The 25,219-nt window shown below is 73.3% G+C and carries 23 protein-coding genes and 1 pseudogene; 12 read left to right on the plus strand and 12 right to left on the minus strand.

Annotation, left to right across the window (positions count from 1 at the left end; genetic code table 11):
* Positions 1-66: 66 nt before the first annotated feature.
* Positions 67-468 (plus strand): cupin domain-containing protein, encoded by a 402-nt coding sequence (locus tag AC069K_RS00390; RefSeq protein WP_478610566.1) that lies wholly within the window; start codon positions 67-69, stop codon positions 466-468.
* A gap of 25 nt (positions 469-493) precedes the next feature.
* On the opposite strand, the gene AC069K_RS00395 is transcribed toward AC069K_RS00390, so the two are convergent.
* From AC069K_RS00395 to AC069K_RS00405, 3 genes are all read right to left on the minus strand, one after another.
* Entirely contained in the window at positions 494-1,063 is a 570-nt protein-coding gene (locus AC069K_RS00395) for a PadR family transcriptional regulator (protein ID WP_478610568.1), read from the minus strand.
* Positions 1,064-1,174: 111 nt separating this feature from the next.
* The gene (locus AC069K_RS00400) at positions 1,175-2,005 is read right to left on the minus strand and encodes a VOC family protein (RefSeq protein ID WP_478610569.1); all 831 of its coding nucleotides are present in this window, start codon (positions 2,003-2,005) and stop codon (positions 1,175-1,177) included.
* Between the two features lie 285 nt (positions 2,006-2,290).
* Positions 2,291-2,608 (minus strand): DUF2087 domain-containing protein, encoded by a 318-nt coding sequence (locus AC069K_RS00405; RefSeq protein ID WP_478610571.1) that lies wholly within the window; start codon positions 2,606-2,608, stop codon positions 2,291-2,293.
* 234 nt (positions 2,609-2,842) lie between these two features.
* On the opposite strand from AC069K_RS00405, the gene AC069K_RS00410 reads away from it, so the two are divergent.
* Positions 2,843-3,811, plus strand: coding sequence for an AraC-like ligand-binding domain-containing protein (locus tag AC069K_RS00410; RefSeq protein WP_365103138.1), 969 nt, complete (start codon positions 2,843-2,845; stop codon positions 3,809-3,811).
* Here the strand turns inward: AC069K_RS00410 and AC069K_RS00415 are convergent.
* Positions 3,771-5,057 carry an AMP-binding protein gene (locus AC069K_RS00415; protein ID WP_478610574.1) on the minus strand — a complete coding sequence of 429 codons (1,287 nt, stop codon included), beginning with the start codon at positions 5,055-5,057 and terminating at the stop codon, positions 3,771-3,773. The genes AC069K_RS00410 and AC069K_RS00415 overlap by 41 nt on opposite strands.
* A 543-nt stretch (positions 5,058-5,600) precedes the next feature.
* On the opposite strand from AC069K_RS00415, the gene AC069K_RS00420 reads away from it, so the two are divergent.
* Positions 5,601-6,488, plus strand: coding sequence for an endolysin (locus tag AC069K_RS00420; protein WP_478610576.1), 888 nt, complete (start codon positions 5,601-5,603; stop codon positions 6,486-6,488).
* Between the two features lie 115 nt (positions 6,489-6,603).
* On the opposite strand, the gene AC069K_RS00425 is transcribed toward AC069K_RS00420, so the two are convergent.
* A complete protein-coding gene (locus tag AC069K_RS00425; RefSeq protein ID WP_478610577.1) occupies positions 6,604-6,975 on the minus strand; it encodes a winged helix-turn-helix transcriptional regulator in 372 nt (123 codons plus the stop codon).
* Positions 6,976-7,058: 83 nt separating this feature from the next.
* Between AC069K_RS00425 and AC069K_RS00430 the strand changes: the two genes are divergently transcribed.
* Positions 7,059-7,970, plus strand: coding sequence for an NAD(P)-dependent oxidoreductase (locus AC069K_RS00430; protein WP_478610579.1), 912 nt, complete (start codon positions 7,059-7,061; stop codon positions 7,968-7,970).
* A gap of 224 nt (positions 7,971-8,194) precedes the next feature.
* On the opposite strand, the gene AC069K_RS00435 is transcribed toward AC069K_RS00430, so the two are convergent.
* Entirely contained in the window at positions 8,195-9,016 is an 822-nt protein-coding gene (locus tag AC069K_RS00435; protein ID WP_478610581.1) for a helix-turn-helix transcriptional regulator, read from the minus strand.
* Positions 9,017-10,382: 1,366 nt separating this feature from the next.
* Positions 10,383-10,754: pseudogene (locus AC069K_RS00440) on the minus strand (ATP-binding protein); the annotation flags it as partial.
* Between the two features lie 178 nt (positions 10,755-10,932).
* Here AC069K_RS00440 and AC069K_RS00445 point away from each other — a divergent pair.
* The 3 genes from AC069K_RS00445 to AC069K_RS00455 all read left to right on the plus strand — a co-directional run bounded on the left by AC069K_RS00445 (position 10,933) and on the right by AC069K_RS00455 (position 12,492).
* Positions 10,933-11,661, plus strand: a complete 729-nt coding sequence (locus AC069K_RS00445) for a hypothetical protein (protein WP_478610583.1) — start codon at positions 10,933-10,935, stop codon at positions 11,659-11,661.
* Positions 11,658-12,179 (plus strand): SixA phosphatase family protein, encoded by a 522-nt coding sequence (locus AC069K_RS00450; RefSeq protein ID WP_358989968.1) that lies wholly within the window; start codon positions 11,658-11,660, stop codon positions 12,177-12,179. The genes AC069K_RS00445 and AC069K_RS00450 overlap by 4 nt, the downstream gene beginning before the upstream one ends.
* Positions 12,180-12,324: 145 nt before the next feature.
* Positions 12,325-12,492, plus strand: coding sequence for a hypothetical protein (locus AC069K_RS00455; RefSeq protein WP_478610586.1), 168 nt, complete (start codon positions 12,325-12,327; stop codon positions 12,490-12,492).
* Positions 12,493-12,500: 8 nt separating this feature from the next.
* On the opposite strand, the gene AC069K_RS00460 is transcribed toward AC069K_RS00455, so the two are convergent.
* Positions 12,501-13,064 (minus strand): dihydrofolate reductase family protein, encoded by a 564-nt coding sequence (locus AC069K_RS00460; protein WP_478610588.1) that lies wholly within the window; start codon positions 13,062-13,064, stop codon positions 12,501-12,503.
* A gap of 307 nt (positions 13,065-13,371) precedes the next feature.
* Between AC069K_RS00460 and AC069K_RS00465 the strand changes: the two genes are divergently transcribed.
* The gene (locus tag AC069K_RS00465; RefSeq protein ID WP_478610590.1) at positions 13,372-15,012 is read left to right on the plus strand and encodes a phospholipase D-like domain-containing protein; all 1,641 of its coding nucleotides are present in this window, start codon (positions 13,372-13,374) and stop codon (positions 15,010-15,012) included.
* A 41-nt stretch (positions 15,013-15,053) separates the two neighbouring features.
* Here AC069K_RS00465 and AC069K_RS00470 read toward each other — a convergent pair whose 3' ends face one another.
* The gene (locus AC069K_RS00470; protein ID WP_365114441.1) at positions 15,054-16,523 is read right to left on the minus strand and encodes a lipase maturation factor family protein; all 1,470 of its coding nucleotides are present in this window, start codon (positions 16,521-16,523) and stop codon (positions 15,054-15,056) included.
* A gap of 335 nt (positions 16,524-16,858) precedes the next feature.
* On the opposite strand from AC069K_RS00470, the gene AC069K_RS00475 reads away from it, so the two are divergent.
* Both AC069K_RS00475 and AC069K_RS00480 read left to right on the plus strand, forming a co-directional pair.
* Positions 16,859-17,209 (plus strand): VOC family protein, encoded by a 351-nt coding sequence (locus AC069K_RS00475; RefSeq protein WP_358837289.1) that lies wholly within the window; start codon positions 16,859-16,861, stop codon positions 17,207-17,209.
* 469 nt (positions 17,210-17,678) lie between these two features.
* Entirely contained in the window at positions 17,679-18,212 is a 534-nt protein-coding gene (locus AC069K_RS00480) for a hypothetical protein (protein ID WP_365114445.1), read from the plus strand.
* A gap of 112 nt (positions 18,213-18,324) precedes the next feature.
* On the opposite strand, the gene AC069K_RS00485 is transcribed toward AC069K_RS00480, so the two are convergent.
* A complete protein-coding gene (locus AC069K_RS00485; protein WP_478610594.1) occupies positions 18,325-19,428 on the minus strand; it encodes a sugar ABC transporter substrate-binding protein in 1,104 nt (367 codons plus the stop codon).
* A gap of 553 nt (positions 19,429-19,981) precedes the next feature.
* On the opposite strand from AC069K_RS00485, the gene AC069K_RS00490 reads away from it, so the two are divergent.
* Complete coding sequence (locus AC069K_RS00490) at positions 19,982-22,207, plus strand: RICIN domain-containing protein (RefSeq protein WP_478610596.1); 2,226 nt, start codon at positions 19,982-19,984, stop codon at positions 22,205-22,207.
* Between the two features lie 167 nt (positions 22,208-22,374).
* A complete protein-coding gene (locus AC069K_RS00495; protein WP_478610598.1) occupies positions 22,375-23,373 on the plus strand; it encodes a helix-turn-helix transcriptional regulator in 999 nt (332 codons plus the stop codon).
* A gap of 40 nt (positions 23,374-23,413) precedes the next feature.
* On the opposite strand, the gene AC069K_RS00500 is transcribed toward AC069K_RS00495, so the two are convergent.
* A complete protein-coding gene (locus tag AC069K_RS00500) occupies positions 23,414-24,226 on the minus strand; it encodes an SDR family NAD(P)-dependent oxidoreductase (RefSeq protein WP_478610600.1) in 813 nt (270 codons plus the stop codon).
* Positions 24,227-24,422: 196 nt separating this feature from the next.
* Complete coding sequence (locus AC069K_RS00505) at positions 24,423-25,046, minus strand: histidine phosphatase family protein (protein WP_365112375.1); 624 nt, start codon at positions 25,044-25,046, stop codon at positions 24,423-24,425.
* Positions 25,047-25,219: the final 173 nt, after the last annotated feature.

Here is a 25,219-nt window from a genome sequence, read left to right on the forward strand (position 1 = left end):
CGGGCGCGTTCCTGCCGCTGGACGGGGGCGCACGCCGAGCCGAGGCGGCGGCTAGGGTTCAACGCCATGGACACGGACATCAAGGGTGTATCCGCTGGTGGCGTACGCGCCGACGGGGTGTACACGGGCAACGCGGGCAAGGACGCCGCGCTGGACCGGGGGTGGCTGCTCGGGCACTTCAAGGACGCCGGGGACCCGCGGCACAGCGAGGCCGTGGAGATCAAATGGGGCGTCCACCCCCGTGGGGACGAGCGGGCGCGGTGGGTGACCGGGGAGGAGCGCACGGCGCTGCTCGTGCTCATCAGCGGCCGCTTCCGGGTGGAACTGCCGGACGGCGACGTGACGTTGACCGAACAGGGCGACTACGTCGTGTGGGGCAAGGGGGTGGACCACTCCTGGTACGCGGAGGAGGAGTCCGTCGTCCTCACGGTCCGCTGGCCATCGGTGCCGGGCTACCGGGTGGGCTGAGCCCCGTCCCGGCCGGGCCCGGGGCTCAGGGTTGCCCGGCCGCGGCCGCGCGGCGGTCCAGGACCACCAGCGTCCGCCGGGCCCAGCGGATGTTCTCCTCCTCGAAGGAGAGCCCCCGCATCAGGGTGAGGTAGGGGCCGACGCGTGCGGAACAGGCCAGGTACTCGTCCTCGGTGCGGCCGTCGAGCAGACGGTCCCGCAGCCGTTCGTACCGGGCCGCCTTGGCGCGGGCCCGCTCCAGCCGCTCCGCCACCGCGTCCCGTACCGCCGCGGTGTCGCCCGCGTCCACGGCCTGCACCTGCACCAGGAGTTCGTCGCGGATCGCGCTGGGGCGGGGTGGCTCGGCGGTGAAGGAGCGCAGGGCCGCGAAGCCCGCGTCGGTGAGGGAGAACAGGCGCTTGTTGGGCCTGCGTTCCTGCTGGACGAGCCGCGCCCGGACCAGGCCCTCGGACTCCATCCGCTCCAGTTCGCGGTAGAGCTGCTGCGGAGTGGCCATCCAGAAGTTGGCGACGGACGCGTCGAACCCCTTGGCCAGGTCGTATCCGGAGGCCTCGCCCTCCAGGAGGGCGGCGAGAACGGCGTTGCGCAGTGCCATCGCGCCAAGCTATCACTTCCGTTACCAGTCAATTCGCTGAGTAATCGCCGCGTTTGAGCCCCGGGTGCGCGCCGACGGAGGCGACCGGGGGGCGAGGGGGCGAGGGGGCTTCTACGAGGGTGCCGGTCCCGCCGGGGCCGTCGCGCGCGTGTTGATGGTGAAGGTGGCTCCGTCGGGGTCGCGGATCGTCGCCCACGGACCGTTCGCGGCCGTGCCCTGGGCGATGACCATGCCGCCGTGGGCGCGGGCCGTCGCCGTCTTGGCGGGCACGTCGGTGGTCACGAAGTGGACCTCCCAGTGCGGCCGGATGGTGGGATCCGGTGCCGCCTCCAGCGCGCCGGAGCTGAGGCGGGCCACGATGTGGCCGCCGTGCCGCAGCACGACCTCCTCGGCCTCGTACCGCACGTCGCAGCAGCCGGGCCGCTCGGTCGCCCAGTCGAGGACCTCGCCGTAGAAGATGGCCGCCTCGAAGGCGTTGCGGGTGCGCAGCCGCAGCCAGGCGGGCTCGCGGTCGCGCCAGGACTCCCAGTCGTCGACGAGCTTGCCCTGCCAGATGCCGAAGACCGCGCCGTCCCGGTCGGCGGCGAGCGCGCCGCGCCCCGTCTGGAACGCGACCGGGCCCACGGCGACCGTGGCGCTCCGCTCGCGGATGCGTGACGCGGTGGTGTCGGCGTCCTCGACCGCGAAGTACGGCGTCCAGGCCACCGCCACCTGGAGCGCGGGCGCCAGGGCCCCGATCCCGGCGACGGGCTCGCCGTCGTCCAGCGCCACGCGGAACTGCTCGCCGAGGCGCCCACCCCGGAAAGTCCAGCCGAAGACGGCTCCGTAGAAGTGCAGCGCGGGTTCGAGTTCGCGCGCCATGAGGCTCACCCAGCACGGTGCCCCGAGCACCGCCGCACTCGACGAGGCCTTGCAGTCCGGGACCGTGGTTGTCCTGTCCATCACTGATGCCGATCGCTCTCGCTTGGCGGCTTCCTGCGGTCACCATTTTCCCGCACATCGGGCGTACCGCACCCAGCCGCCTGTGGTGGTGTGCCGTCGCGCAGTGTAATGGCTACGCTGCGTATGATGCCGCTCACCGTATCGGAGGGGCTTCCCGGTACGGGTACCCCGTTTCGTGTAAGTGGCACCCGAATCGGCGGCACCCGACTCACCTTGCGTCGTTCCCCGGCACCCCGCAACCGGTCCCGCCCGCCCGGGCCCGGCCCCGGGCAGGCGGCGGGGTGGTTACGCGGCCCGCTCGTAGCGGGCGCCGTCCCGGGTCCGGGTCAGCAGGCCCGCCGTGATCAGATAGCGGCGCAGCGCCGGGAAGTCGTCGTGGACCGTGAGCAGCGCCTCGTTGACCTCGCGCTCGGTGTACTGCCGTCCCGCCTCGAAGAGCGTCTTCGTGAGGTGGACGAGGAGCTGCTCGCGGCGGGCCGCCTTGCGCGGGATCGCCGTCAGACGGCCGTGGGAGAAGAGCGCGGCCACGGCGTGCGAGCCGGTGGTCCGCGCAGGGGCGTCGGTGGTGTGCGCCGACGTGTCGCCGGGGGAGTTCGCTGACATGCCCGGAAGCCTTCCTCATACGGCGGCCGCACGGCAACGGATTTCGGCCCGCCCCGAGCCGGCACGCCCCGGGCGGGGGGCTCCCCCGGCCCTCGCCCGGCGTTCCGGATCCGGCGATCCGGCCGGGGCGCGGCCGTCCGGCGGGAGTGGATGGCCGATCATGCGCTCGACGTCCGGCGAACACATGTGCCATCGTCGTGGCGGGGTGGACCGGCTGCACGAGGGGGGTGGGGGATGGGTCTGACGAGCGAGTTCAGCACCGCGGTCGTGCCGGCGGCCGAGCGGTTCGCGCTGTGGACCGAACTGGCCGCGCAGTCGCACGTGCGCAACTGGCTCAGCAGCGAGTGCGCCGAGGACTTCCACGCCTGGCTGCGCGTCCTCGACCTGGGCGACGTCCGCGTGTCGACCCTGACGTACCCGAGCGTGGAGATCACGCGCACACCCAAGCTGATCCGGCAGGACGACCCCGAGGTCTACCAGGTCAACGTCCTGACGTCGGGCAGCGGCCGCGCGGCGCAGGGCGGCCGGGAGGCCTCCCTGCGCGCAGGGGAGCTGGTCCTGGTCGACAGCAGCCGCCCCTTCGAGGGCCGGTTCGACGGCGGGTACTCGTCCATGACGGTGGTGCAACTGCCCCGCACCCGGCTGCCGCTGCCCCAGGACGTGGTCCAACGGGTCGCCGCCATTCCCATCGCCGCCGACCGGGGGCTGGGCGGGGTGTTCGGCCGCTGGCTCGCCGACCTCGACGCCCGCGCCGACGAGTGCGCGCCCGCCGACATCCCGGCGCTCGCCTCGGTGACGGTGGACCTGCTCGCCGCGGTGCTGGGGCGGCGGCTGGCCGTCGAGGACGAGCTGAGCCCGCAGGCGCGCAGACAGGCCCTGCGCGTGGAGGTCTGCGACTTCATCAACCGGCATCTCGGCGACCCGTCCCTCACGCCCGCGACCGTCGCCGCCGCGCACCGGATCTCCCTGCGCCACCTCCACCAGATCTTCGACTCGCGCGGCACCACGGTCGCCGCGTGGATCCGGGCCCGGCGGCTGGAGTGCTGCCGCCGGGACCTCGCCGACCCGCTGCTGCGCCGCCGCCCGGTGTACGCCATCGGCGCCCGCTGGGGGTTCGTCGAGCCGTCCCACTTCAGCCGCGCCTTCCGCGCGGCCTACGGGATCAGCCCGCGTGACTACCGCGAGGCAGCCCTGAATCGCTGACGGGGTCCTCCCCGTCCTCGACGCGGGAGTGGTAGTAGAGGAAGCCGTACTCGTCCGTCCAGCAGGCGTCGCCCGTGAAGGTCCAGCCGTTGCGCACGGTGTCCCGCTGGTGTTCGTCGTCGTCGAGGTAGCGGCAGCCCGTGGGCCCCTTGACGGCGAGCGCGCCGACCTGGCCGTACGGGACGGGTCTCCCGGTGTCGTCGACGATCGCGGTGAGGTAGCCGGGCACGGGCCGCCCGATCGCGCCGGGGTGCGACCAGGCCTGCTCGCCGCGCATCGACACGATGATGTGGAGCATCTCGGTGGAGCCCAGCCCGTCGATCAGACTGTTGCCGGTCCGCTGCTTCCATCTGCGGCGCGTCTCCTGCGGCAGCGCCTCCCCGGAGGAGACGCACTCGCGCAGCGACGCCAGGTCGTACGGGGTGGGGTCGGCGCAGATCGCCTGGTAGCGGGCGGGCCCGCTGAAGCAGACGGTGGCGCGGAACTCCGCGACGGCGCGGGCGAGCCGGCGCGGCGAGGAGGTGTCGAGCAGCACCGTCGAGGCGCCGACGTGCAGGGGGAAGAGGAGCAGTCCGCCCAGTCCGTAGGTGTCGGCCAGCGAGGGGGTGCCGATGAAGCGGTCGTCGGCGGTGGCCCGCAGCACGTGCCGGGGGAAGGAGTTGCACGCGGCCATCACGTCCCGGTGCGAGTGCACCGCGGCCCTGGGCGGCCCCGAGGCGCCGGAGGTGAAGGCGATCAGGCAGGGGTCGGTCGCGGCGGTGTCGACGGGGAGCGACCAGCCGGGCTTGTCCGCCATGGCCCGCTCCAGACCGGCCCCGGCGCCCGCCCCGCCGAGGAAGAACAGGGTCCGGGGCGCGCGGCCCGCCGACTCCAGCTCGGAGCGCAGGCCCCACTCGCACAGCGCGTGGGTCACCCGCGCCTTGTCGATCACCCGGGTCAGCTGCTCGGCCCGCAGGGCGGGCGCGGTCGTCACCACCACCCCGCCCGCCCGCACCACCGCCAGCCAGATCGCCGCCAGCATCGGGGTGTTGGCGCCGCGCAGCAGCACCCGGTTGCCCGGCACCAGGCCCATGTCCTCGGTCAGGACGTGCACCACACGGGCCACGACCGCGGTCAGCTGCCCGTACGTCCAGCGCACGCCGTGCGGGGACAGCACGGCGGGCCGCTGTGCCCGGTCCAGCGCCCCACCGCCCTCCAGGAGTTCCCACGCGCAGTTCAGCCGCGCGGGAAAGCGCAGGGAGGGCATGCCGAGGAGCAGGTCGGGCCGGAGCGGCCCGGATGGTAAGTGGTCCCGTACGAAGGTGTCCGTGTGGGCGGATCGATGGTCTGCTGGCGATGGGGTGTTCAACCGCCTGCCCCCTCCTGGTCGACTTGTGCCTCATTCAACGAGGGTCGACTAGAGATGTCCTTGACGATCCGTGCGTGCTCCTTGCCGGATCGTGCACACCGTGACGGTCGGTGCCGGTGGGACGGGGGTGTGCTCCAGGGGCGAGGAATGGCCGGAGCCGTCGGGGATCGTTCCCGTGCGGCCGGGGCCGGACGGCAACGCCGTTGACACAGAAGCCCGTTGAGCCGTTTCGGCGGTGCCGTTGCGCGTAACACTGTTCATGACAGGCCAACTCCGCCTCGACCCACCGGCTGGTCGACGGAGAGTCACGGAAGACCTCGGGCGGGGACGCGCCCGTGGGGGCCTTCAGCTTCGACGTCACCAGCCGGCCCCCCACCCATTCCCCCCACCCATTCCCCCCACGGGCCCCCGCACGACCGGGGCTCCGCTCTGGAGGCACCGATGCCCGACCTCTGGCTGCCCGGCGCACAACGGATCGACGTGGGCGACCACGCCCCCACCGACAGCACCTACCCCGCCAAGGCCATCGCCCACATCACCTGGGACAAGAACGCCACCGCCGCCCACCCGCTGGACCAGGTCCCCTACGGCAACCTCCAGGACTGGTTCGGCCGCAACCCCGACGGCAAGGGGTCCGCCCCCCACCTGCTCTGGTCGCCGTTCACCGGCGCGTTCACCCAGTTCTTCCCGGCCAACTCGCGCTCCAAATCGCTGGTCGACCTGTCCGGCGGCACCCGGACCAACAGAGCGGGGACCGTCGTTATCCAGATCGAGGCGCACTTCTTCCCGTACTGCCGGGTCAACGGCAAGGTGTACGCCAGGCTCGTCGACACCCCGTGCGCCGGCTGGGCGACGCTGAACGCCTGGGTGCGCTCCTGGGGCGTGCCCGACACCTGGCCGATGGGACGGCCGGTCGACTTCACCTCCCACCGCGACGAACGCGTCTGGGAGACGCACGGCGGCTGGTACGGACACCAGCACGTGCCGGAGAACACCCATCAGGACCCCGGCTCCTGGCCCCAGTTCACCGGGGCCCCGCCGACGGCGAGGGTCTCCCTGGCCCATGTGATCGCCGCGGCCCGGCGCGACCCGGGCCTCCCGCAGGGCGGCACCACGTACAAGAGCGAGGTCCTGGTCGTCGAGCGCGCCCTCCAGGCCGAGGGGCTGCTCAGCGCCACCTGGGTCGACGGCTCCTTCGGCACCAGGACGAAGACGGCGTACGCCGCCTGGCAGCGGCGCTGCGGCTACTCGGGCCCCGACGCGGACGGCATCCCCGGCCGTGACTCGCTCACCCGGCTCGGCGCCCGCCACGGATTCACGGTCGCCTGACCGCCTTCGCGCCGCCGCACCCGCGGCCGGCGGTTCCGGCGGCCGGCCGCGACCACGGCGACGACCGCCGGGACCGCCCCGCGGGCGGGGACGCGCGGGGACGGGACGCCCGGGCTCAGCCGTGCGAGGGCGAGGCCACGTCCACCGTCTCGAAGCCCTCCCGGCGCATCCGCTCCGATCCCCAGACGCCGAGTGGCGCGAGGGCCCGGTTGAGGGTGCGCCCGTGCTCGGTCAGGGAGTACTCCACCCGTGGCGGCACCTCGGCGTGGACCTCCCGGTGGACCAGGCCGTCCGCCTCCATCTCGCGCAGGTGCTGCGTCAGCATCTTCTCGCTCACCCCCGGCAGGCCGCGGCGCAGTTCGGCGAAGCGGCGTACCCCGTGGGCTTCGAGTTCCCAGAGGATCAGCCCCTTCCACTTGCCGCTCACCACGTCGAGCGCGGCGTCGATGCCGCAGATGTACGGCCCGTTCCTCGGCCCCTTGGCCATCCCCAGTCCCCTTACTAAAAGGTAAGTACCGCAGTAAATAGTGGGTACTTCCGAGAATAGTGGTGCTCTTCGAGCATGGAGGGGTGAACGAACAACACACCAGCACCCCCGCCGGACAGCCCGGCGCCGTCACCGTGATCGGACTCGGCCCGATGGGCCGGGCGATGACCCGTACCCTCCTCACCGCCGGGCATCCGGTGACCGTCTGGAACCGCACCGCCGCCCGCGCCGAGGGCGTCGTCGCCGACGGCGCGACCCTCGCGGCGACGCCCGCCGAGGCCGTCGGGGCGAGCGACCTCGTGATCCTCAGCCTCACCGACTACCGGGCCATGGACGACGTCCTCGACGGCGCCACCGGCTCGCTCGCCGGCAGGACGCTCGTCAACCTGAGCTCCGACACCCCCGACCGCACCCGCGAGGCGGCGGACTGGGCGGCCCGCCACGGCGCCGTCTTCCTCACCGGAGGGGTCATGGTCCCCGCCCCGATGGTCGGCACGGACGCGGCCCACGTCTACTACAGCGGCCCGCGCGAGGCGATGGAGCGCTTCCGTGAGCCGTTGGCGCTGCTCGGCACACCCAGGTACCTGGGCGAGGACCCGGGGCTCGCCCAGATGATGTACCAGGCCCAACTGGCCGTCTTCCTCACCACCTTGTCCGCGCTGATGCACGCCACCGCCATGCTGGGCACCGCCGGGATGAAGGCGAGCGAGGCGCTGCCGGAGCTGCTCGCCTCCGCCGACTCGACCGGCGCCATCCTGCGGGCCGGTGAGGACAGCCCCGGCACCGCGCTCGACGCCGGGGAGCACCCGGGCGACCTCAGCACGGTGACCATGATGGGGGCGACGGCCGACCACATCGTCGAGACCAGTACGTCACTCGGCCTCGATCTCGCGCTCCCGCTGGCCGTGCGCGGCCACTACCGGCGCGCCGTCGCGGACGGGCACGGCGGCGACAACTGGACCCGCATCATCGACGGCATCCGCGAGCCGCGCTGAGCGGCGCGGAGACGCCGACTACGTAGTGGCGGCGCCGAGTTGCGTAGTCGGCTACGGATCTCCCCTCCCCGCTCCACCGGTTACGTTCCTCTCCGGTGACGTCGAGCGTCGAGGAGGTGACTCCCATGATGTATCCGCCCCCGACCGTCGGTACCGGTCGCTGATGTCCGAAGGCGGTGGCCGCTTCTGTCCCGGAGCGGCCACCGCGCTCGTCCGCCGGGCCCTCAGCCGCGCAGCACGGGTGGCAGGTCGCGCCGGGAGTGCACGCCGAGCTTGCGGTAGATCCGGGTCAGATGGCTTTCCACGGTACGGACGGACAGCGCGAGCCGCAGGGAGATCGCGCGGTCGGAGAGCCCACCGGCCGCCAGGGCGGCGATCTCCACCTCGCGGGTGGTGAGCGCCACCGGCCGGGCGGCCGGCGCCGCCACGTTCAGCCGCTCGCGCAACCGTCCCACCAGCACCACGGCGTCACCGCGGCGGCTGCCGCCCTGCTTCTGGAGCACCGCGGCCGCGTGCTCCGCGAGCCGCCAGGCCTGGGTGCTCAGGCCCAGCTCGTCCAGGCGCACCGCGTGGTCGAGCAGTTCGCCGCCGGCCCCGCGGGCCAGGGCCAGGACGCCGCGTGCCGCCGTGACCAGGCGCGGCGCGTCGACCTGGCGGACGACCTCGGCCAGCCGGTCGAGGACGGCGGGCGGCGGACCGGTCGCGGGCAGCCACGCCAGGGCGGTCAGATACTCGGCCTCCACCGCCCAGCACCCGGCCTCCCGCGCCGCCGCGACCGCGCGGAACAGCGCGTCCACCGCGCCCGTCACGTCCCCGCGCGCCTCCGCGATCGCCGCGTCCGCGCGGTGCACCTGGCCGGGGACGACCGCCACCGGGTCCGTCCGGCAGGGTGCGACGGCCTGTTCGGCGCAGTCGGGGCGCCGGTCCTCGGCCAGGCAGACCGCGAGCCAGCCGGACGCCTCGGTCAGGAACGGCCGAGGACCGGCCGCCTGCTGGACGACCGCCTCGCGCAGCCGTTCCATCGCGTCCGCGCGGTGGCCGCGCACCCACTGGAGGTGGCCGCCGAGCAGCGCCCCCTCCCCACCGGACGGCCCGTCCTCGCCCGTCCGGCGGTCCGTGCGCCGGGAGCCGGCGGGCCCGCGCGGACCGGAGGCGGGCCACAGCCGGGGCGAAGGCGCGCAGCGGGCCGGCGAGTTCGGGCAGGTACGCGGGCGGGGCCCGGTCCGGGAAGGGGGCCCCGGCCAGCGCCGCCGCGTCCGCCGTACGCCCGGTGAGGGCGAGGGAGGCGGCGAGCGCCAGGCGGGCCGCGGCGGCGCCCGCCCCGTGCGGGGCGTCGTGCAGGACCCGCTCGGCCAGCCGCGCCGCCGCGTCCGTACGAGTGCCGAAGAGCAGGACCAGGGCGCGGGCGCCGTCCAGCGCGGCCCGGGCGGCGGGGGTCGTGGCGGCGGCGCGCAGGGCGAGGAGTTCGTCGGCGGCGCCCGCCGGGTCGCGCTCGGCCCAGCAGCGGTGGGCGGCGAGGGCCGCGGACAGCCGCAGCCGCCCGCCCGGTGCGGCCGCCTCCTCGCGGGCGCGTTCCAGCACCTTGCGGGCCTGTCCGGCGTCGCGGAGCTCGACCAGCGCGTGCGCCAGCGGGACGGCGGCGGCGCCGGAGCGCTCCAGCGCCCGGCGGGCGAACCGGCAGGCCAGCTCGGGGTCCTGGCCGCAGACCGCCCGCGCCGCCCGGATCAACAGCGCCGTGTCGACCGGGCCGTGCGCGTCGAGCTGCCAGCGCGCCCAGGTCACCGGGTCCGGTCCGCCGGGGGCGTACGCGTCGAGCAGGGCGGCGGCGAGCCGCCGGCGCCGCAGCCGGGGCAGCCGGTCGCGCAGCGCCGCCCCCAGCATCGGCCCTTCGAGCCGGACCAGGATCTCCCCGCCGGTCTCCGCCGTGTCCACCAGGCCCCGCTCCTCCAGGCTCTCCACGACGTCCGGGGCGACCGTTTCGAGTACCGGCAGCGGGAGCGGTTCGCCCAGGGCCACCGCCGCCAGGGCGTCCCTGTGGCGCGGGTCGAGGCCGCGCAGCTCGCGCTCGAACAGCTCGGCCAGCCGGGGTGGCGCGGTCAGCGGGCCGCGCCACCACCACACCCCGCCCCCGCTCACCAGGTGCCCGGCGGCGTGGCCGTGGCGGACCAGCTCGGTGAGGAACAGCGGGTTCCCGCCGGTCCACCGGTGGAGCAGCTCCACCGTGGGGCGCGCCGCGGCGCCGTCCAGCAGCGCGCGCACCAGCCGGGCCGTGTCGGCGACGCCGAACGGGGCGAGGTCCAGGCGCTCCAGATAGCCGTCCTTCCAGAGCGCCACGACCGCGTCGGGGGCGGGCAGTCCCGGCCGCGCGGTGACGACGAGGCGCGGGCCCCCCTCGGCGGCCAGACTGAGCGTCAGGGCGGCGGAGACGTCGTCGAGTTGGTGGGCGTCGTCGATGACGAGGACCGGCACGCGCCGCCCCGCCCGGCGGGCGAGTTCGCCTCGCAGCAGCTTGTACGCCCGGCCCTCGTCGAGGCCGCCCCCGTCCCCGAGCAGGGCGCGGAAGGCCCCGAACGGGACCCGGCGGCCGGCTTCGGTGGCGGCGGTCCGGACGACCGCGAAGCGGGAGGTGCCGAGCCGTGCGGTGACGGCCGCGAGCAGGGCCGTCTTGCCGACGCCGCCGGGCCCGACGACCGCGGCCCCTCTGCCGGCCAGCACGGCCCCCAGCACCCGCTGCCGCTCCCGCTCCCTGGCGACGAAGACCCCGGGTACCAGGTCGTACGGCATCGTTCACCCCCGCGCGGGCGATCGGGCTTCCCGCCCGGACCACGGTCCCGCATCCGGCTGCGCCGCCGCCTGATCCGGCGTCCCTTTGGCCGGAACCGGTGCGGAAAGGTCGGATTCCGCTCGCTTCCGCTTGACGGAGTCCCTGTCGGCGGCCGGGTGAACGCCTAGGCTCGGGGACGTGCTGCGCATCTTCGATCACCTCGTCGGCCGGGGGCCGCTGCGGATCTGTGCCCATGTGCCGTCCGCCGACGGCCCGGGCGACCTCACCGGGCTGCGGGTCCTGCTGACCGCCGACGTCCTCGCGCGCGTCGTCGAACTGCGCGGCCGGGCCGTCCTGACGGGCCGGACCGGCCCGGAGGTCCCCGGCGCCGCCGCGGCCGGCATCCACCCCGCCGACGCCGAGGGCAGCCCGGAGGAGATCGCCGAGGCCCTGGGCGGCCCGCCGGCCGTGCAGCTCAGCGGCCGGCCGTACGAGGGCGGCGGCGGCCTCTCCCTGCGCGTCGCCGAAGCCGTGCGTGAGGGCGGAGACGGGTACCGGGACAAGGACGGGGACGGCCTGGCCGTACGGATGGCGCTGCTCGGCCAGCCGTACCACCGGCCCGTCACGCTCACGGCCGGGGCCGTCCAGGACGCCGACCGTCGTCTCGCGCGGTGGCGGCGTGCTGTCGCCGGGTGGGCCGAGGAGCCGTCCAAGCCGCTCCTGGACGCGCTGGTGCGCACCGCACGCGAGGGACTGGAGGACAGCCTCGACACGGCCGCGGCGCTGCGGGCGCTGGAGGACCTGGCAGCGGACGGCGGAGTACCGGCGGGCACCAAGTTCGAGACCTTCGCCCGGCTCGACCGCGTCCTCGGCCTGGAGCTGACCCGCGAGATCGGTACCGCGCCCGCCGGGGGAGTAGGGGCATGAGCCCTCTGCGGCGGCTCGTGGTCCTGCGGCACGCCAAGTCGGCGTGGCCCGAGGGCGTGCCCGACCCGGCCCGGCCGCTCGGGCGGCGCGGGCTGCGCGACGCGCCCGCCGCCGGGCGCTGGCTGAGCGCGGCGGACTGCCTGCCCGACCTGGTCCTGTGCTCGACCGCCCGCCGGGCCCGTGAGACCTGGGAGCTGGCGGCGGCCGAGCTGGGCAGCCCGCCCCCGGTCCGGCACGACCCGAGGCTGTACGCGGCCGACGCCCGCGCTCTGCTCGGGGCGGTGCGCGAGGGACCCGCCGACGTCGGGACGCTGCTCCTGGTCGGCCACAACCCCGGCGTGCAGGACCTGACCCTGCTGCTCACCGGTGAGGCCCTCGGGGAGAGCCTGGACCGGGTGGGGGCGAAGTTCCCCACCGCGGCGATCGCGGTGCTCACCTGGCGCGGCGCCTGGTCGGACCTGGCGCCCGGGACGGCCCTGCTCACCGACTTCGCCGTCCCGCGCGGGGCGCGTGCCTAACGGCGCGCGGGGCGCGGGGGCCGGACCGGCCATCGGAGTTCGGACCGGCCATCGGGGTGATGACGTGTTTCGCTGCGGGGCCGGAGCGGGGGCCGCGTGATGGAGTTGTCGCGTCCGTCACGCCGCTGGGAGAGGACAGAGGGCGATGCAGTACGGCTGTCCGGGCTGTGACGCCCTGCGCGCGGAGGCACGTCGGCCGGGCGCCGATCTGGCCGATCTGCTGCACCGCGTACAGCTGCACGAGCTCGACCCCCACCCGTCCCCGAACGCAGGTCCCCGCAAGCGCGAGCAGGACCGGAAGGGGCGCGGCTGAGCGGAGGTTCAGCCGGCGCGCTCGTAGCGCAGGAGGACGACGCCGTTGCCGAAGCTCCGGCTCTCGGTGAGCCGGAGCGCGACCTCCGCGTCCAGGGGCGGGAAGGGGACCCTGCCCTGTCCGACGAGGACGGGGTGGACGTAGACGCGGAACTCGTCGACCAGGCCGTGGCGCAGGAACGTGGCGGCGAGGTCGGGTCCGCCCAGCGTCAGGTCACCGCCCGGCTGGTCCTTGAGCGCCCGGATCTCCTCGGGGACGACCTCCCGTACGAGCGTGGTGTTCCACTCCGCCCGCTCCAGGGTCCGCGAGAACACGAACTTCGGCTTGTCCAGCCAGATCCGGGCGAAGTCCCGCATCGGCGCGGTGCTCGCCGGATCGGCCTCCGCGGTCGGCCACACCCCGGCCATCAACTCGTAGGTGACGCGGCCGTGGAGGAAGCCGCCCATCGCCCGCAGCTCCTCGTTGAAGTGCTCGTGCAGTTCGTCGTCGACGCGGTGCCAGTCGATCCGGCGCCCGGGCCCCTCGAAGAATCCGTCCAGGGACACCCCGATCATCAGGATGATCTTTCGCATGGCAGCCTCGCCGGAGTCGGGTTGACGGGTACGGCCGCGACGATACGCGCGTCGCGGCGGGGTGGGGGCCGGGGCGCGCGGGGTGGTCACGGACGCGCGCCCCGGGAGGCTCGGGGCGGGCCCGGGCGACCCGCCGACCGGCGGTTCTCGGCCATCGTCACGGCCCGCCTCCCCGCTCCGGTCCGACCGCTTCCGACCGATGGGTAACCTGGGGAGTTGATCTTGGTGGGCAGGCCCCATGGGCCCGACTCGCCGACCCCGCGCGGGCGTTCGCGAACGCCCCTCCCCGACCAGAATGCGAAAACCATTGGCTCACCGTCAGCTTCGCCGCCGCACCCGTCTCGCCGGGCACCTGGTGGCCTGCTCCACCGTGCTCGCGGTCCTGCCCGCCGCCCCGGCGCTCGCCGACTCCGGCGCGACCCCGGCCGCCCCGGGAACGACCACCGCCCACCTGGACGCCGTCGAACAGGCTCTGCGCCAGGTCTCGCCCGGTCTTGAGGGCAGCGTCTGGGAGCGCACCACGGGCAACCGGCTCGACGCCTCGGGCGCCGACCCCTCGGACTGGCTGCTCCAGACCCCCGGCTGCTGGGGCGACGACACGTGCGCCGAGCGGCCCGGGACCAAGCGGCTGCTCGCCAAGACGACCGAGAACATCGCCGCGGCCGAGCACACGGTCGACATATCCACCCTCGCGCCGTTCCCCAACGGGGCGTTCGAGGACGCGGTCGTCGACGGCCTCAAGGCCTCGGCCGCCGCCGGGCACCGGCTCAAGGTCCGCGTCCTCGTCGGCGCCGCGCCGATCTACCACCTCAACGTGGTCCCCTCCAAGTACCGCGACGAGCTCGTCGGCAGGCTGGGCGACGCGGCGAGGAACATCACGCTCAACGTGGCGTCGATGACGACCTCCAAGACCGCGTTCTCCTGGAACCACTCCAAGCTGCTGGTCGTCGACAACCGCTCGGTGGTCACCGGCGGCATCAACGGCTGGAAGGACGACTACCTCGACACCGCCCACCCGGTGTCGGACGTCGACCTCGCGCTGACGGGACCGGCCGCCGGCTCCGCGGGCAGGTACCTCGACACGCTGTGGGCCTGGACCTGCCGGAACAAGTCGAACATCGCCGGCGTCTGGTTCGCCTCCTCGAACGGCGCCGGCTGCATGCCGTCACTGGCCCAGGACGCCCCCGCCCCGGCCACCGCCACGGGCGGTGTGCCCGTGATCGCCGTCGGCGGTCTCGGCGTCGGCATCAGGAGCAGCGACCCGGCCTCCGCGTTCCGTCCGACCCTGCCCACCGCCGCCGACACCAAGTGCGTCGTCGGGCTGCACGACAACACCAACGCCGACCGGGACTACGACACGGTCAACCCCGAGGAGAGCGCCCTGCGCGCGCTCGTCGCCGGCGCCCGCGACCACATCGAGATCTCCCAGCAGGACCTCAACGCCACCTGTCCGCCGCTCCCGCGCTACGACATCCGCCTCTACGACGCGCTCGCGGCGAGGATGGCCGCCGGGGTGAAGGTGCGGATCGTCGTCAGCGACCCCGCCAACCGCGGCGCGGTCGGCAGCGGCGGCTACTCGCAGATCAAGTCGCTCTCCGAGATCAGCGACACCCTGCGCGACCGCCTCGCCCTGCTCACCGGCGACAAGGGCGCCGCCCGAGCGACGATGTGCTCCACCCTCCAGCTGGCCACCTTCCGCAGCTCGGACAGCCCGAAGTGGGCCGACGGCCACCCGTACGCCCAGCACCACAAGCTGGTCTCCGTCGACGGCTCGGCCTTCTACCTCGGCTCGAAGAACCTGTACCCCTCCTGGCTCCAGGACTTCGGATACGTGGTGGAGAGCCCCGAGGCCGCCGCCCAGCTGACGGCGAAGCTGCTCGCCCCGCAGTGGCGGTACTCGCGCGCGACCGCGACGTTCGACTACGAGCGCGGCGTCTGCCAGGCCTGATCCCGGCTGCCGGCCCGCCGGCCCGCCGGCCCGCCGGCCCGTCAGCCCGCTCTCCCGCTCCCGGTCGTGTTCCCGGTCGTGCCCTCCGGTGTGCCCCCGGTCGTCCCGAGGCGCGTCGGCGGCAGGAAGTCGCGTACGTAACTCCGCTTCCAGCACGCCCCCGTCGTCCGCAGCTCGCGCCACGTCGTGTACTGGTAGCGGAACAGCCGCGCGCGGATGTGGCGGGGCGGGCTGTCGGGCGGGAACGGGGAGCGCCTGAGCAGGCGCAGGGTGTCGCGGTCGTTGTCCAGGAGGCGCTCCACCAGGGGGCCGAACCACGGCCGCGCGTAGCCCGGGGAGAGACCGGCGAACCACATCAGCCAGTCGAGCCGCAGATGGTACGGCGCGAACTGGCGGGGCCAGTGCCGGAGATCCCCGGGCTTGCCCCGGAACTCGTACGCGCGCCAGTCGGAGTCGGGGCGGGGCAGCGCGTCCGCCGTGCCCTCGATGACGACCTCCAGCCGCAGCCGGCTGACGCTGCCGAACGCGCCGTAGGTGTTGACCAGGTGCAGCGGGTCGAAGGAGTAGTTCATGATCTGGCGGCGCGAGAACAGGTTGCGGGCCGGACGGTAGCTCAGGGCGAGCAGGCCCGCGGCCACGGCCAGGACGACCACCTCGTACCAGAGCGGGGGCGCCGCGAAGTGCCGGTCGCCGGTTAGCGGGGAGAAGTCGACGGCGGTGACGGCCAGGGCGACCGTCGTCCAGTTCAGCCAGGAGAAGTTGCCCGACAGGATCAGCCACAGCTGGGTGAGGATCATCAGCGAGGCGGCTGCCGTGGCGATGGGCTGCGGGGTGAAGAGCAGGACCGGCACGGCCAGTTGGGTGACGTGGTTGGCGGCGACCTCCACCCGGTGGAACGGCTTCGGCAGATGGTGGAAGAACCAGCTCAGCGGGCCCGGCATGGGCTGCGTCTCGTGGTGGTAGTCCAGACAGGTCAGGGTGCGCCAGCACGCGTCGCCGCGCATCTTGATGAGCCCCGCCCCGAACTCCACGCGGAACAGCGCCCAGCGCATCAGGAACAGCACGACGACCGGCGGCGCCACGTCATCGTTGCCGAGGAACACCGCGAGGAATCCGACCTCCAGGAGCAGTGACTCCCAGCCGAAGGCGTACCACGTCTGGCCCACGTTCACGATCGACAGGTACAGCGCCCAGGGCAGCAGCCACAGCAGCATCGCGCCCCACAGCGGCACCCGTCCGTCGACCCCCGCCAGCAGGCCCGCCGAGACCAGGACACCCGCCCACGCCCATGCGGCGAAGAAGCGGTCCGAGTAGCGGAAGTGGAAGACGCTGGGCGCCCGCCGGAAGGGGACCCGCTCGACGTAGCGGGGCACCGGGAGCATGCCGCGCTCGCCGATCAGCGCCCGGAACTGCCGGGCCGCGCCCAGGAACGCGACGAGGTAGATCGCGGCGAGCGTACGTTGGAAGACCAGGCGGCTCAGCCAGTAGTCGGGTGCGACGAACCACTCCACGGTCCCATTGTGACGCTGGGTGACGCGAGTGGCCTGGGGGGCGGGGCACGGGAGTGAGGTGCCCACAGGTGGAAACCGCGAGCCGAGGCGAGCTGGGCTGGGCCGGGCTGAGCCGAGGCGAGCTGGGCTGGGCCGGGCTGAGCCGGGCCGGGCTGGGCTGAGCTTGAGCTGAGCCGAGACGCGGCGCCTCGCCCCGCTCCAGCGGCGCTCCACTCCCGCCGCACCCGGACCGGATAGGGTCCGGCCGGGTCGCGCGTGTCGGCCCGGGGCCCGCGGCCCCGCTGTGAGGATGCCGGGAACGAGCCGGTGCGGAAGAACGACGAAGCGAGGGCAGCATGTTCAGTGGCGCGCACGCCATCTTCTACAGCACGGACGCCGACGCCGACCGGGCCTTCATCCGGGACGTGCTCGGCTTCCCCGGGGTGGACGCGGGCCAGGGCTGGCTCATCTTCCGGCTCCCGCCCGCCGAGCTGGCCGTCCACCCCACCACGGACGAGCCCAGGCACGAGTTGTATCTGATGTGCGACGACATCAACGCCCAAGTGCAGGACTTCCTCGCCAAGGGCGTCGCGATCACGCGCCCCGTCACCGATCAGCCGTGGGGGAGGATCGCGGCGGTCCGGCTGCCCAGCGGGGCCGAGCTCGCCTTCTACGAACCCCGCCACCCGGTCGCCCACAGTCTCTGAGACGTCGCCCACGGCCTCAGAGACGCGGAGGACGTCGCCGGGTCCGGGGCGCGTACGGGGCGTCGGTCGCGGCCCCGGCCTTTCCCCCTGAGCGGGGTCGTCCACGCCTCGCGGTGCCCGCCCGCGCGGGCGGCCGGGGGCGGCCGGGCCGCCCCCGCCGCAGGCTGGGCCGGGGGGAAATGGACGCCGACCCGGCCGTCCGTCCGGACCCCGGTCCTTCGAGGGGCCACCCGGCGGCGCCCGGATGGCATCGTGCGCCCCGGGCGCCTCCCTCGGCGCACAAATCTCAGCCGGACGAGGGGTCCCGGATTCATACGATGCCCTTACCCTTGGGCGGGTAGCCTCGGTAAAGAGAAGCCAAAGAGGTGCGTGAGGCCACAGTCGTCCTCACGCACCACAGCGAAAGGCACGGCTTATGGCCCTCACCTTTGCGCACAGGGTCAGCGCTCGGCGTGCGTCCCTGCAGGATGTGAACGCGATAGTCCGCCTGCTCTCCGGCGACCACGGGCTGCCGCCCGAGACCGCCGCTCTCGTCTCGGCATCACAGGCCCAACTCCGGCTCATCCTCGCGCACTTCGGTCTGGAGACCGGCAAGGTGTGGGTCGCCGAGTCGGGGTCGGGAGCGCCCGAGGCGGCCGCGGTGTGGATCCCGCCGGGTGTCTCCATCGACGAGGAAGAACACAGAGCGCTGCTGCGGCTGCACGGACTGCGGCCGACCCTGATGCCCGCGCGCGACCACGAGGGACGGATACCGGGCGAGGAGGACCACTGGCTGCTCGCGGCCGTGGGCATCTCCCCGACCGCCCACCCGGCGGCCCTGGAGGCCGTCCTGGACCCGGTCCTGCGCATCGTGGACGGCGCGTCCCTGCCGGCGTACGCCACGGCCCCCGCGTCCTTCCAGGCCGAGCTGCTCGCGCCCTTCGGGTTCGAGCCGTGCGCCTCGGGTGCGGCGCGTCCGGAGCCCCGGCTGCGCCGCCCGCCGAAGGCCGCCTACGACGGCTGAGCGGCCCGCAGGTCCGTTCCCGTACGGCACGTAGACCTCTGGCCCGGCCCGCGTCATGCGGGCTGGGCCAGAGGTCTTCACGGTCGGAGTGCGCGCGCCGCGGGCGCGGCCGTCACTGCAGTCCGGCGGACTTGCACGCGGCCTTGTACTTGGCCGTGCAGATCTCGTCGATCGTGTAGAGGCCGTCGCTGACGACGGTGGAGCGGATGTTCTCCTTGATCACGGCGACGACCGGGACGAGCGCGGTGGGGATGTCGCTCTTGGTCGGGCTGTTGGTCTTGGAGTTGGCGATGGAGATGAGGCTCTGCTTCTTGGCCAGCGCGACCGCCATCTGCGCGGCGATCGGGCTCTCCTCCGCGTACGACTTGTAAACGCTCATGTACTGCTCGCCCGCCACGATGCGCTGGACTCCCGCGAGCTCGGTGTCCTGGCCGGTGATGGGCGGCAGCTTGGAGACACCCGCGGCCTTGAGGGCGCTGATGACACCGCCGGCCATGCCGTCGTTGGCGGAGTAGACGCCGATGATCTTGTCCTTGCCCAGCGCGGCGATCGCGCTGCGCATGTTCGCGGCGGCGTTCTCCGGCTTCCACTCCTTGGTGTCGTACTCCTTGCCGATGTTCACCTTGCCGTCCAGCTCGGCGTGCGCGCCCTTCTTGAACTGGGCGGCGTTCGGGTCGGTGCGGGCACCGTTCATCATCACGATCTGGCCGTCCTTGGCCTTCGTGCCCAGGGTGTCCAGCAGCGCCCTGGCCTGCACATGGCCGACGTCCTCGTTGTCGAACGACACATAGGCGTCCACCGGGCCCTCCGCGAGCCGGTCGAAGGCCACGACGGGGATGCCCGCGTCCTTGGCCCGCTGCACCGCGCCACCGATGGCCTTGGAGTCCACCGCGTCGATGATGAGCGCGTCGACCTTCTTGGCGATCATGGCATCGACCTGCTGGTTCTGCCGGGCCGCGTCCTGCTCCGCGTTCGCGTAGACGACCTGGCCCTTGCCGCTGGTCAGCTCGCCGACCATCTTCTCGATCAGCGGCTTGTCGGACTTCTCGTAGCGAGCAGCCTGCTTCTCCGGCAGCAGCAGACCTATCTTGAGGTCCTTCTTCTTGGAGGCCTCGCCGGACCCACCGGACTTGCTCCCGCCGCCGCATGCGGCGAGGGTGACGGCCATCGCGATGACACCTGCTGTCATCGCTCCACGGCCGGTACGCGTGCTCACTGAAAAACAACCTCCCTGACATGGCCGCATAAATTTCGGCCGAGGTGGCTGGAAGCCAACCGTGCCTGGGGGATGCCGTCAAGAAGTTAGCCCTTAACGAGATGACAACGGAATTTTCGGATACGGGCCGGACGGGCTTAATCTGCCCCGCAATACGGGGTGAATCGGTCTTTCAGGAGCGTTTCGCTTGTCCGGATAATTCCTGATGGTTCGTCAATTTGACGGGCGGTCGAATGACACTCTCGCAGCTCAGCGGGGCTTTGGTCATGACGGGGCTTCAGGTGGTCTAGTCCGGCGTCTATGCCTTCAGAGGATGTGCCCCACTCACGCAATGCGGGGATTATTCGTTCATGTATTGTACGAAAGTCCCCGGGGTGCCCTCTCTTCGGAAATTGGTCTACACCTCGGCGGAACCCTCTTCTTTCATCCCATGACTTAAGGGGTGAGGTAACAGCTTGTCAAGCCCCTGGTTCAGACCAGACGTTCGAGGTCTGAACCATTGACGTGTTCATGAGGGAGCCCTAACTTCACGCCTTGAAGAAAGGGTGAGGCCATGACCATTCCCGCAACCCCCACTCCGCCCGACCGTCGGAGCGCGCGTGGCAGAGCAGCCTCACTGGTGGCCGCAGGGGCGCTCGCCGCCTCCTTGACCACCGGTGTTTTCACCGCCCCCCGAGCCGAAGCCGCGACCCTGCCCACCGGTTGGGTCACCGTGTCCGCCCAGCACAGCGGCAAGTGCGTGGACGCGGCGGCGGCCGGCACCGCCGACGGCACGGCCGTCCAGCAGTACGCCTGCAACACGACCACCGCACAGCAGTGGCGGTTCCAGGCCACCGGCGACGGCTATGTCCGGGTGGACAGCCGCAACGACACCGCCAAGTCCTGGGACGTCACCGACGTCTCCACCGCCGACGGGGCGCCGGTCCAGCTCTGGACGTACGGCGGCGGGGGCAACCAGCAGTGGAAGCCCGTCGAGGAGGCGGGCGGCAGGTACCACTTCGTCAACCGCAACAGCGGCAAGTGCCTCGACGTCCCGGGCGCCTCGACCGCCGACGGGGCACGGGTGCAGCAGTACGCGTGCAACGGCAGCACGGCCCAGTCGTTCCAGGTCAGCGCCGTCGACAGCCAGCCGCCGAGCGGGGGCGACCCCGACCTCGGACCCCATGTGTCCGTCTTCGACCCGTCGATGTCCCCGGCCACCGTCCAGAGCAGGCTCGACCAGGTCTTCGGCCAGCAGGAGTCCAACCAGTTCGGGGCCCAGCGCTACGCCCTGCTCTTCAAGCCGGGCAGCTACACCGTGGACGCCAACGTCGGCTTCTACACCCAGGTGGCCGGGCTCGGCCTCACCCCGGACGCGGTGACCATCAACGGCGCCGTGCACGCCGAGGCCGACTGGTTCCAGGGCAACGCCACCCAGAACTTCTGGCGCTCCGCCGAGAACCTGTCGGTCACCCCCACCGGCGGCAGCGACCGCTGGGCCGTCTCGCAGGCCGCTCCGTACCGCCGTATGCATGTGCGCGGCAACCTCCAGCTGGACGACGGCGGCTGGTCCAGCGGCGGGTTCATGGCCGACTCCAGGATCGACGGACAGGTCCGGTCCGGTTCGCAGCAGCAGTGGCTCTCGCGCAACAGCCAGTGGGGCAGCTGGAACGGCTCGAACTGGAACATGGTCTTCGTCGGTGACACCAACGCCCCGGCCAACACCTTCCCCAACCCGCCCTACACCACGGTCGCGCAGAGCCCGGTGACCCGGGAGAAGCCGTTCCTGTACGTGGACGCGGCCGGCGCGTACAAGGTGTTCGTGCCCGCGCTGCGCACCGCGACCCAGGGCACGACCTGGGCCGGCGGCACCCCCGCGGGCACCTCGCTCCCGATCGGCCAGTTCTTCGTCGTCAAGCCCGGCGCCACCGCGGCGGACATCAACGGAGCGCTGGCGCAGGGCAAGAACCTGCTGTTCACGCCCGGGGTCTACCACCTGAACCAGACCATCGAGGTGAACCGCCCGGACACCGTCGTCCTCGGCCTGGGCCTGGCCACCCTGATACCCGACAACGGCATCACCGCCATGAACGTCGCCGACGTCGACGGCGTCAAGGTCGCCGGACTGCTCATCGACGCCGGACCCACCAACTCCGCGCTCCTGATGCGGGTGGGCGCCCCGGGCGCGACCGCCCGGCACACCGCCGACCCGACCTCGCTGCACGACGTCTTCTTCCGCGTCGGCGGCGCGGGCGTCGGCCGGGCCACCCAGAGCCTGGTGATCAACAGCTCGGACGTGATCGGCGACCACATGTGGCTGTGGCGCGCCGACCACGGCAGCGGCGTCGGCTGGGCCAGCAACACGGCCGCGAACGGACTGGTCGTCAACGGCACCGCCGTGACGATGTACGGCCTGTTCGTCGAGCACTACCAGCAGCACCAGGTGATCTGGAACGGCGACGGCGGCCGTACGTACTTCTTCCAGAACGAGATGCCCTACGACCCGCCGAACCAGTCCGCGTGGATGAACGGCTCCACCCGCGGCTACGACGCCTACCAGGTCGCGAGCTCGGTGACCAGCCATGAGGCGTGGGGCCTGGGCAGCTACTGCTATTTCAACGCCAACCCGTCGGTGGTGGCCGAGCGGGCCTTCGAGGCGCCGAACACCGCCGGCGTCCGCTTCCACGACATGGTGACGGTCTCACTCGGCGGTACGGGAACGATCAACCACGTCATCAACAACAACGGAGGCACCGCCAACTCCGCCCGCAACGTGGTGAACCTGGTCTCGGGCCCCTGACCGCGAGCCGGGGCGGCCCTGGCAACCACGGCGCGCCGCCCGTGAATTGTCCGAAATCCGGGCAACCGGGCGGCGACGTGCGCTCCGGCGCGGCGTCTCGGGTGGGATGACCATGGACCCACCGTAATCGCCGCGATCGCGCGACCCCCACGGGCTACGCTCGTGGGGTGACCGGGGGAATTGAAGCGATTTTTCGTGCCCTGTCGGCCCAGGCGTCGGCCGCCGCGACCGTCCCGGACCTCGGGCGGGCGCTCTCGGACGAGCTGGCGCGGATCGTGCCGCACGACGGCTACCTGCTGGCCGGACTCGACCCGCCGAACAGATCCGGCTGTCTCTTCACCGAGGAACACGACTACAGCGAGGCCGCCTCGCGCCGGACGGCGCTCGACGGCTCCGCGGCCGAGCGGCCGGCCGCGGACCCGTCCCGGGCCGTCCCGGCGGGGCGGCGCCACCGCGTGCGCCTGCGCAACGTGAGCGTCCCCGACGGGTCCTGCGCCGAGATGCGCATCGGGCTCACCCACGCGCGGGTGGCCTGGGGCGGACTGATCCTCGTACGGGAGGGGGACGACCGGCCCTTCTCGGCCGCCGAGGCGGCGCACGCGCAGACGCTCGCCGAACCGCTCGCCGCCGTGCTGAAGCGGTTCGTGGCCAGTGCCCCGCTGCGGCCGTCGCGCCACGGCCTCTCGCCCGGCGTCGCGGTCGTCGGCGCCGACGACAAGGTCGCCTCGGCCACACCCTCGGCGTACGAGTGGATGCGGCTGCTCGGCCCCGTCGCCGACCCGGTGGGGGAGCGCGATCTGACCGCGACCGTCTGGAACATCGCCCACCTCGCGCGCCGGGCGGGCGGACAGGCGCTCAGCCGTGTCCCCACCCGCGACGGCTGGATCGCCCTCCACGGGCAGCTGCTCGAAGGCCCGGAGCCGGGCGCGGTGGCCGTCACCATCCAGCCCGCGGCCGGCCGGCTGCTGCTGCCGACCGTCTCCGTCTGGTACGGGATCACCACCCGGGAGCGGACCGTGATGCGGGAGGTGCTCCAGGGCCTGCCCACCAAGCACATCGCCCGCCGGCTCGACCTGTCGCCGCACACGGTCAACGACCACCTCAAGGCGATCTACCGCAAGACCGGCGTCAACAGCCGCGAGGAGCTGCTGACCGGCCTGGCCTGAGAGGCCGACCCCGGCGGCCGACGGGGCCGGTCCCCGCAGGTCAGGTCGCCTCCCCGCGCCGCTCGACGCGGTAGCCGAAGGGCACGGTCCCGGGGTCGAGCGCCGTCGCCCCGCCGTCGATGGTGAGCGTCGCGCCGTTGACGAACGACGCGGCCGGGGAGAGCAGCCACGCGATGGCCTCGGCGACCTCGCGCGGCTCGCCCGGGCGCTGGGCGGGCAGCAGCCGCGTGGCCGTCTCGTACGCCTCGTCGATGTCCGCGAGGCCCGCCTCCTCGGCGAACCGCGCCATGCGCCGGTCGGCCATCTCGGTACGCACCCAGCTCGGGCACACGGTGTTGGCCCGCAGTCCTCGCGCCCCGTAGTCGACGGCCAGGGAGCGGCAGAGCTGGAGCAGCGCGGCCTTCGACGTGGCGTAGGCGGCGTTGCCCACCCCGTTGCGCAGCGCGGACACCGAGGCGACCGCGACGACGGAGCCGCGGGCCTCGACCAGCTGCGGCAGCGCGGCGCGCAGCAGCAGGAACGGGCCGGTGAGGTTGGTGCGCATCACCAGCTCCCAGTCCTCCACGGAGGTGTCACCGACGGCCCCGCTGCGTCCGGTCCCGGCGTTGAGGACCAGACCGTCGAGCCGCCCGTACGCCGCGAGGGCCGCGTCCACCAGGCCCTGGACGGCCTCGGGGTCGCCGATGTCGCAGGGGTGGGCCAGGGCGCCGGTCTCCTCGGCGACCTTGTGCAGCGGCTCGGGCCGGCGCCCGGCCACGACCACGCGGTGTCCGGCGTCGGCCAGCAGCCGGGCGGTGGCGGCGCCGATCCCGGTCCCGCCTCCGGTGACGATGACAACCTGTCGCTCAGCCATGCCCGTTCAGCCTCCGTGGTCGTGTGCGGTCGCGCCGAGCCGGTACCCCGGTCGCCGGATCGGCGCCCCGCCCGGATCTCCGAAACGATCATAGGCAGACGGCATGGGCGTACCGCCGCCCGGAATCCGGCCATCCGCGCTCACCGCCCACCGGGGGCGTACGGCCGACGGCACCGCCGGGCCGCGGTGGCGCCGCTCAGACGCGGAACTCCGGGGGGAAGCCGGTCCAGCGCAGCTCCGGGGGCAGATGGCCCATGTCGTTGAAGAAGACGACGGAGGCGGGGCGGTCGGTCGCGTAACGGATCACGGTCAGCGCCGCGTTGGCGTGGTTGAGGCCCTGCCAGCGCCAGTCCGGGGCGTCGAGGGCGGCCCGGACGAGCCAGCCGATGAGGAAGTTGTGGGTGACGACCAGTTCGTGGCGCGGTCCGTCCCCCTCGGCGGGCCGCGCGAACCGCTCCAGCGCGGCGGGCGCCAGCTCCCGCCCCCGCTCGCGCATCTCCGCCGGGTAGTGCGCGAGCCGGTCGAGCATCCCCTCGGCCCACCGCGGCGGCAGTTCCTCGGCGCGCGGTACGTAGGGGATGTAGTCGCCGGCGAGTTCCGACGGTTCCAGGGGGACGCCGTCGAGTTCGCCGTGGATCAGGCGCGCGGTCTGCTCCGCGCGCGTGAGCGGACTGTGCAGCACCACGGAGAGCGGGCTGCCCCTGAGCCGCCGGCCGAGGAGGACGGCCTGGCGGCGCCCGTTCTCCGTCAGTCCGCTCTCGTCGGGCAGGGCCTCGCCGTGGCGGGCGAGGTAGAGGTAGCGGTCAGCCGGTGCGGCCATGGGGGACGTCCTCCGTGCGGCAGGCGGTGATCAGCCGGACGCCGGGGAGGACGCCGGGGCTCGGCCGCGCGGTTCCCCCGGCGCGGTCCGCCCTCCTGCTGCCACCCGCCACCCCCGTGGGCGGGTGGCAGCAGGGAGACGGACCGGCCCGCGCCGGGCCGTCCGTACCACCG

It is taken from the genome of Streptomyces sp. NPDC043908, from assembly GCF_056435525.1.

Bases quoted from the DNA above. Each gene is read 5' to 3' on its own strand.
- AC069K_RS00390 (WP_478610566.1), top strand. From the start codon at position 67: ATGGACACGGACATCAAGGGTGTATCCGCTGGTGGCGTACGCGCCGAC.
- AC069K_RS00395 (WP_478610568.1), bottom strand. From the start codon at position 1,063: ATGGCACTGCGCAACGCCGTTCTCGCCGCCCTCCTGGAGGGCGAGGCC.
- AC069K_RS00400 (WP_478610569.1), bottom strand. From the start codon at position 2,005: ATGGACAGGACAACCACGGTCCCGGACTGCAAGGCCTCGTCGAGTGCG.
- AC069K_RS00405 (WP_478610571.1), bottom strand. From the start codon at position 2,608: ATGTCAGCGAACTCCCCCGGCGACACGTCGGCGCACACCACCGACGCC.
- AC069K_RS00410 (WP_365103138.1), top strand. From the start codon at position 2,843: ATGGGTCTGACGAGCGAGTTCAGCACCGCGGTCGTGCCGGCGGCCGAG.
- AC069K_RS00415 (WP_478610574.1), bottom strand. From the start codon at position 5,057: ATGCCCTCCCTGCGCTTTCCCGCGCGGCTGAACTGCGCGTGGGAACTC.
- AC069K_RS00420 (WP_478610576.1), top strand. From the start codon at position 5,601: ATGCCCGACCTCTGGCTGCCCGGCGCACAACGGATCGACGTGGGCGAC.
- AC069K_RS00425 (WP_478610577.1), bottom strand. From the start codon at position 6,975: ATGGCCAAGGGGCCGAGGAACGGGCCGTACATCTGCGGCATCGACGCC.
- AC069K_RS00450 (WP_358989968.1), top strand. From the start codon at position 11,658: ATGAGCCCTCTGCGGCGGCTCGTGGTCCTGCGGCACGCCAAGTCGGCG.
- AC069K_RS00455 (WP_478610586.1), top strand. From the start codon at position 12,325: ATGCAGTACGGCTGTCCGGGCTGTGACGCCCTGCGCGCGGAGGCACGT.
- AC069K_RS00460 (WP_478610588.1), bottom strand. From the start codon at position 13,064: ATGCGAAAGATCATCCTGATGATCGGGGTGTCCCTGGACGGATTCTTC.
- AC069K_RS00475 (WP_358837289.1), top strand. From the start codon at position 16,859: ATGTTCAGTGGCGCGCACGCCATCTTCTACAGCACGGACGCCGACGCC.
- AC069K_RS00490 (WP_478610596.1), top strand. From the start codon at position 19,982: ATGACCATTCCCGCAACCCCCACTCCGCCCGACCGTCGGAGCGCGCGT.
- AC069K_RS00500 (WP_478610600.1), bottom strand. From the start codon at position 24,226: ATGGCTGAGCGACAGGTTGTCATCGTCACCGGAGGCGGGACCGGGATC.
- AC069K_RS00505 (WP_365112375.1), bottom strand. From the start codon at position 25,046: ATGGCCGCACCGGCTGACCGCTACCTCTACCTCGCCCGCCACGGCGAG.